Origin of the sequence: Subsaximicrobium wynnwilliamsii, from assembly GCF_007997225.1 — a bacterium.
Taxonomy (GTDB): domain Bacteria; phylum Bacteroidota; class Bacteroidia; order Flavobacteriales; family Flavobacteriaceae; genus Psychroserpens; species Psychroserpens wynnwilliamsii.
In genome coordinates, this window is the sequence record NZ_VORM01000055.1 from 1 (window position 1) to 6,582 (window position 6,582).

Annotated in this window: 5 protein-coding genes; 4 read left to right on the top strand and 1 reads right to left on the bottom strand. The window is 34.2% G+C overall.

Going from position 1 to position 6,582, the window contains the following annotated elements; translation table 11 throughout:
* Window positions 1–159 precede the first annotated feature (159 nt).
* Window positions 160–1,131, bottom strand: coding sequence for an IS110 family RNA-guided transposase (locus ESY88_RS20095; protein ID WP_147088503.1), 972 nt, complete (start codon window positions 1,129–1,131; stop codon window positions 160–162).
* A gap of 831 nt (window positions 1,132–1,962) precedes the next feature.
* Here ESY88_RS20095 and ESY88_RS20100 point away from each other — a divergent pair.
* The 4 genes from ESY88_RS20100 (at window position 1,963) to ESY88_RS20115 (ending at window position 5,330) form a co-directional block, all read left to right on the top strand.
* Window positions 1,963–3,219: a DUF418 domain-containing protein gene (locus ESY88_RS20100; protein WP_147088504.1), complete on the top strand. Its 1,257-nt coding sequence runs from the start codon at window positions 1,963–1,965 to the stop codon at window positions 3,217–3,219.
* A 214-nt stretch (window positions 3,220–3,433) separates the two neighbouring features.
* Window positions 3,434–3,688, top strand: a complete 255-nt coding sequence (locus ESY88_RS20105; RefSeq protein ID WP_147088505.1) for a type II toxin-antitoxin system Phd/YefM family antitoxin — start codon at window positions 3,434–3,436, stop codon at window positions 3,686–3,688.
* Between the two features lies 1 nt (window position 3,689).
* Complete coding sequence (locus tag ESY88_RS20110) at window positions 3,690–3,947, top strand: Txe/YoeB family addiction module toxin (protein WP_147088506.1); 258 nt, start codon at window positions 3,690–3,692, stop codon at window positions 3,945–3,947.
* Window positions 3,948–4,115: 168 nt separating this feature from the next.
* Entirely contained in the window at window positions 4,116–5,330 is a 1,215-nt protein-coding gene (locus ESY88_RS20115) for a hypothetical protein (RefSeq protein WP_147088507.1), read from the top strand.
* Window positions 5,331–6,582: the final 1,252 nt, after the last annotated feature.

A 6,582-nucleotide genomic window follows, 5' to 3' on the forward strand; every position in this document is an offset into this window, starting at 1 on the left:
GTCGGTGGAGAATTTGATTGCTCAATAATTATGATAGAAGAAAACGTTTGAATTTATCATTAACCGAAATAAAAACAAAAAAATCGAAACTGAAAAAATAATCGTGAATAAAAGCCAGTTGCCAACAAAGTACTGTGCTAAAAAACAAGTAAAATTCTATTAATTTTTCGCTAACGCACTTTTATATTCGTTATCAAATATCAAGCCTGATTTAGCAATTGCAAAAGCCTGTTTTAACAGCTTATTGCACACTGCAATCAATGCTAGTTTTTTGCTCTTGCCCTTTGCAACAATTCGCTCATAGAGATCTCTGCAGGCCTTGTTGTGTTTACAGGCCGTAAAACTGCACATAAACAATAGATTCCTGAGTTTTTGATTGCCCATCTTACTGATTCGAGGCCGTCCTTTTATACTGCTCCCGCTTTGCCTGATCACCGGTGTCAAACCTGCATAACTGCACAGTTCGCCGGAACTCGAAAAACGCTCAAAACCACCTGTCAGGACAATCAGCATGATGGCCGTTTTTCTTCCGATTCCCGGTATCGTTTTTAAACGGGTAAACAGATCCTGGTGTGACTCTTTCACCAAAACCAACAACCTGCCCTCTAAGGTATTCATCTCTTTCTCCAGCTGTTTCAAACTCCGTTTCAAGGACCTTACAACGGCTTTGCTTGGCTCTCCCAAAACAGACTCGCCATGCAGTTTATTCTTCAACATAGTGCCCTGCTTTGTGTATACAGAAAGGGCTCTGGTAATCTGGAGACACTCTTGCACCTCTTTAGAATTGCCCTTCCAAAGTTTTAATTCAACTTGCTGGGCGTAGTCGCAGATGAGTTTTGAATCGCTCTTGTCCGTCTTGATCCTGGAGAGTCTCATCTGGATGAAACGTTTTACGGACAAGGGGTTTTCCACTGACACTTTTATACCGTCTTCAAGCAGATAATAGGCCAGCTGATAGTGGTAATAACCCGTAGCTTCCATCACACAATGGCTTTGAGAGCCTAAGAGTTTTGCGAACTTTTTGAAGCCTGACAATCCGTTTTTAAACTGATAATAATTGCCATCGGAGTCAGTGACATCAAAGACCAGATGGCTGATATCTAGTCCAAAATATTTAATATCTTTATTCATGAGAAAATGTTTTTTTGAAAGGACAATCTACGCGAGTTTCAACGACTTGAAATCGAGGTCTAAAAGCCTCACAGAACTGTTCGAAATCTGTGTAGAAAAGAGAGGGGATTTACAATGTTGACGAAGTCTATGCTTCTGCGCGTATATTAACCTTATTCCTCTCTTTTGTCTTTTCTGTTTATGTTCTAAAATTAATGAATTGTAAACTTAAGAAGTGTATAATTAATTGCTTGGTTCTAGCCTACTTGGAAATTCCTTCGGAATTTCCTCTGGTTCGTTTTCTATTTACTAATTTAGTTGCTTAACCACGCAACTAACCATACACAAACACGTTGTAAAATATAGCAGAATTCACTCAGATCCAAAAAAAAATTCAGAATCTGTAAACTGTCTGACCTGAACTATTCCAGAAAACCAAGTGTTGCGGAAACTTGAGCAAGTTTGCGGAATTTAAAATCGGCTTTTATTTCAAAAAATAGTCGATTAAAGATGGAGATTCTAAAGCAAGTTTGCGGAATAAATAACGGATCCTATACAGTTTGCGGAATTTCTCAAGATGCGGAATTTAGCCAGATGCGGAATTATGCACGATGCGGAATTTGAGCAGTTCGCGGATTTGCTTACTCGAGCGCACAACCTAAATGAGTATTTTATCTAAAGTCTGAAATTCACGAAACTACATTTTACAACATCGCGTATAATTAATTGCTAGGCCTGTTCTTCTTCCGAAAACCCTCGTGGATGCCAAAGTTCGTTTTTATTTGCTAAATTAGCGCTTGAGACACGCAACTAATCATACTCAAGAGCGTTACCTCTCATTTGAACTAAAATATGAGCACTAAATTAGAACCAACTAAATTAACTGAAAGAATTCCATCATTAGATTTTTTAAGAGGAATTGCAATTTTGGGAATTCTATTTATCAATATAGAAAGTTTCGTATATCCCAATCCTTGGAGTTCCTACCAATATGGTTTTCAAACATCGTTGGATAACAGTACACGTTTTTGGGTATATTTCTTGACTCAAGGAAAATTCTACAATATGTTCGCCTTATTATTTGGAGTAGGCTTCGCAATATTTTTAGAGCGACTTGAATTGAAAAACATAGGTCTAAAAGGTATAGATATTTATTCTAGAAGATTACTGTGGTTATTCATCTTTGGTGTAATTCACGCGTATTTTATTTGGAATGGAGATGTTCTATATCATTATGCAATATGTGGTTTAATTTTACTTCCTTTCCGTTCTATCAATAGCAAGTATATAATATTAATTATTCTTTTTTTAGCATCATTCTCTATTATTAAATCAGTTACAACAACTAGTGAAAGAATAGAAAAATACAAAGAATATCAAGAAGCTATTCGAACAAATATGTCTGAAAGAACAGATGAACAAAACCTAAAGATAAACTCTTGGGAAAAGAGATATTCTAAAAAAATTACTTCAAATGATAAAGTTGAGAACCCAAAGCCAACTTATTTTGAAGGGCTCAAAAAATCTTACCAACACGCAACTGTTCATAAAGGAGAATTTTATTATCAATCATTACTCTTCGTTACGCTAATTATTATGTTATTAGGAATAGTTTTATATCGAGCAGGGATTTTTTCCGACTATACCGTTTGGAAACACTATTGGCTTATTAGCCTTGCAGTGTTGACAGTAGGTCTGCTGATTAATTACTTTAGATTTTATCATTGGACATTTGAAGACCACAAACCTGTATTAAATATTTGGCAGAGTGTTATGTTTACATTTCCGAAAGAAATTTTAGGATTTGGTTATATATTGATATTCAACGGACTCTATCAAAAGTATCTAAAGAATGCCAAAATTAAATTTATTTCAAAAATTGGTAGAACTGCTTTATCTAACTATATTTTTCAAAGCATAATTCTAGGATTTATTTTTTATGGTTACGGTTTAGGTAGGTTTAATCAATTTTCGAGGTTTGAACTTTTACCCATTGTTATTACAATTTGGATAATTCAGATTATTCTAACTCTGATTTGGCTTAAATACCAGAAACAAGGTCCTTTAGAAAAACTTTGGAGAAAATTAACATATAAATCATTTCAATAATTGAAGAAAAACGAGAGGTAACAATGTATATAAAAAATAAGCGAAACATTTGTAAAATCTAGGCTTGTGGCTTGTATCGAACTTGGTACTTAACCGAAAATTTTTTGCTTCGAAATCGCCTACTTTTCATATACTAAACGTTGCCAGCAATACGGGAAAAAATTGCGTATGTAAAATTTTGTACATATATTTGTACTTTATAAAATACAATATTATGCAAATAGCAACTGTTTCTGATTTTAGAAAGGATATTAAAAGTTACTTGGATAGAGTATCAAAGAATTTTGAGACTTTAATTATAAACCGAGGAAAAGATTCTGGAATTGTAGTAATGTCATTACAAGAATATAATTCTTTAATGGCTACAAATCACGAACTTTCTTCTCGAAAAAATGAATTACGATTAGATTCTGCAATTGACAAACTAAAGAGCGGAATGACTTTTAACAAAGACCTAATCGAAAATTAAAATGAAGTATGTATTCGTTGACGAGTCTTGGGAAGATTATTTATACTGGCAAAAAACCGATAAGAAAAAACTGAAGAAGATAAATGAACTTCTGAAAGACATCGCTCGAAATCCATTTGATGGAATAGGAAAACCTGAACCGTTGAAACATAAATACGCTGGATTTTGGTCAAGACGAATTGATAGTGAACATAGACTGATTTACCAATATAAAGAAGGAGAAATATTAATTGCGAAATGTAGATTTCATTACGACTGAAAAAAGTACTGCAGGCAACACCGTACAAAATTAATTGCTTGTTTCTGGCTTATTTAGGAAAGTCCTCGCGGACTTTCTATTCAGTTATTATTTATTAGCTTTATAGCTTGACCACAGCAACTAATCTTGTACAAACACGTTGTGTGTAATACAAGAAAAAAAATCGGAATGAAAAAAATTACAATTTTACTAATACTATTTTCAGTTAATTGCTTTTCTCAAATTGCAATAGAAAAACCTAATAATGAAACTGAAATCGACCAACCTTTAGTAGCTGAATTTAACGAAAAAATTGACCTTCACGAATATAAAACTGCCGAACAATTCTTAGGTTTAGTTGGCAAGGAACTTTTTTTCTTACCTGAGAATTCAAAGTACGATTTCTATTCAGACCAATACGAATCTATAAGCTACTTACCTAAAACTAAATTTAAACTTGGAAAAGCAAGATACAGACCTAATCAATTAGTTAACCTCAAAAAATGGGATAAAGAACTAATCGATTTCCTTAAGTTAAAGGAAAATTATTTTGTTGTAGATTCAGTTAACTTTTATAATGGTGCTTTCAGTTTTAGGGAAAAAATCAATGGTAGAGAATTTAATGAACGTCAAGAAAAGTATCAATCTTCAATAAGTCTTAGTGGTAATGTTGAGATTTATACTCATCATAAAACAAGTAATGAGATTATAATATTCAATATTTCAAATAAGTCAAGTTCAGAAAAATTAATTTCAGTTCCATACTTTAATTACTTAACAGATAAATATTTGGACAAAAAAATAATTTTAAAAAAACGAGGTTACAAGCATTATACGGAAAACTATGAAATAGAAAATTATAATCGAAAACACTTAGATTCATCGCAAATATTTCAAATTACTAAAATCACAATTAAAGAACCTAACACAGAATACCATAGCCATTATACACCTGTTTTCAGTTTAAAAAAATTAGATAACACTATAGAGGAACTTGAATTCTATAGAATTAAGGATAATCTTATCTTTTGGAATGACTTTGTTGCTGGAGCAGATTTAAGAGAAAAACGAGAAACCATTAGAAAAGACAGTCTGGAAAAAGAAAAAATTGCTGACGCTAAATTAAGACAAGAGCAACGAGAACTGCGACAAATTGACAATGAAAAAAAACGTATTGTAAGACTAAATAAATTCGTAAAAAAATATGGTAAGGAATATGGCGAGATTGTTACAAATTATAAAGTACGAATCGGAATGACAAAAGAAATGTGTGAAGATTCTTGGGGCAAACCTGAATCGATAAACAGAACGACTAATGCATACGGAACAAGTGAACAATGGGTTTATGATGGAGGAAGTTATCTATATTTCGACAATGTAAAACTTACAAGCATTCAAAACTAAGGAAAAGTACTACACACAACAATGTGTATAAGCAATGGCTTGTCCTCGCCTACTTGGAAATTCCTGCGGAATTTCCAATGGCAAGCACCTGTTTGCAATTGTCCGTGACGAACCACGCCACTGCTCATACACTAAACGTTGTAAAAAATGGCGGAATTCACTCAGAACTAGACAATCGGAATTCAAAAAACTATTCCTTTCACGGTCGCGGAATTTTTATTTCGGATTTCTAATCCAGTCCGATAAAATGACACTCGGCCTTTTAGCATGTTTGTCGACAGAAAGGTTTGCGGGATCTTGAATTGTTCAAATCCACTCTGAGTAAAATCGTATTGCGGAATTGCTCACTCATACGGAATTTCCCACTCGAACGGAATCACGAAGTTCGCGGATTTTGGGAACGGCGGAACTCACTCAATCGCACTATCTCAGGGAAAGCAACAACAAAACACAATAATTCCAGGCCACTTTTCACAACATCGCGTATAATTAATTGCTTGGCCTGTTTTTTTTCCGAAAACCCTCGCGGATTCTCTAGTTCGTTTTTATTTGCTAAATTTACTGCTTGAGACACGCAACTAATCATACTCAAGGGCGTTGGCTAAAATAGCAGAATTAGCAAGTAAATTCATAATCCAGACTTATTAGGAGCTAGTTCTTGACATCATGCGGAAACCAATCTCTGCGGACTTTTTAGCAGGTTTATGGAATCGCTATCTGAAAAACAATTCAAAGAAAACCGAGTTAAATAAAAAGAGTTTCTAACAAGATTGCGGAACCAAACAACACTCTGAATTTAGCAAGGTTGCGGAATTGAAAACCGTTGCGGAATTAAAGCCTAATATTTACGATGACCAAATAGTGACGGAATTAGTCTCACTTGCCACCTTGCTTGCTAAATCGAATTGTACTTAAACTCATGAATTGGCCAAAGCATATCCCACTCTTACGCACTGCAGCAACGGAACATTTTCAAAAATTTCAAAATCATCTAACTACTTTAGCCAACATCGCGTATAATTAATTGCTTGGCCTGATCTTCTTCCGAAAACCCTCGTGGATTCGCTAGTTCGTTTTTATTTGCTAAATTAGCGCTTGAGACACGCAACTAATCATACTCAAGAGCGTTGGCTAAAATAGCAGAATTAGCAAGTAAATTCATAATCCAGACTTTTTAAGAGCTAATTCGTGACATCATGCGGAAACCAATCTCTGCGGACTTTTTAGCAGGTTTATGGAATCGCTATCTGAA

What these genes read in the sequence shown, in the direction of transcription:
- ESY88_RS20095 (WP_147088503.1), bottom strand. Translation starts at nt 1,131, where the DNA reads ATGAATAAAGATATTAAATATTTTGGACTAGATATCAGCCATCTGGTC.
- ESY88_RS20100 (WP_147088504.1), top strand. Translation starts at nt 1,963, where the DNA reads ATGAGCACTAAATTAGAACCAACTAAATTAACTGAAAGAATTCCATCA.
- ESY88_RS20105 (WP_147088505.1), top strand. Translation starts at nt 3,434, where the DNA reads ATGCAAATAGCAACTGTTTCTGATTTTAGAAAGGATATTAAAAGTTAC.
- ESY88_RS20110 (WP_147088506.1), top strand. Translation starts at nt 3,690, where the DNA reads ATGAAGTATGTATTCGTTGACGAGTCTTGGGAAGATTATTTATACTGG.
- ESY88_RS20115 (WP_147088507.1), top strand. Translation starts at nt 4,116, where the DNA reads ATGAAAAAAATTACAATTTTACTAATACTATTTTCAGTTAATTGCTTT.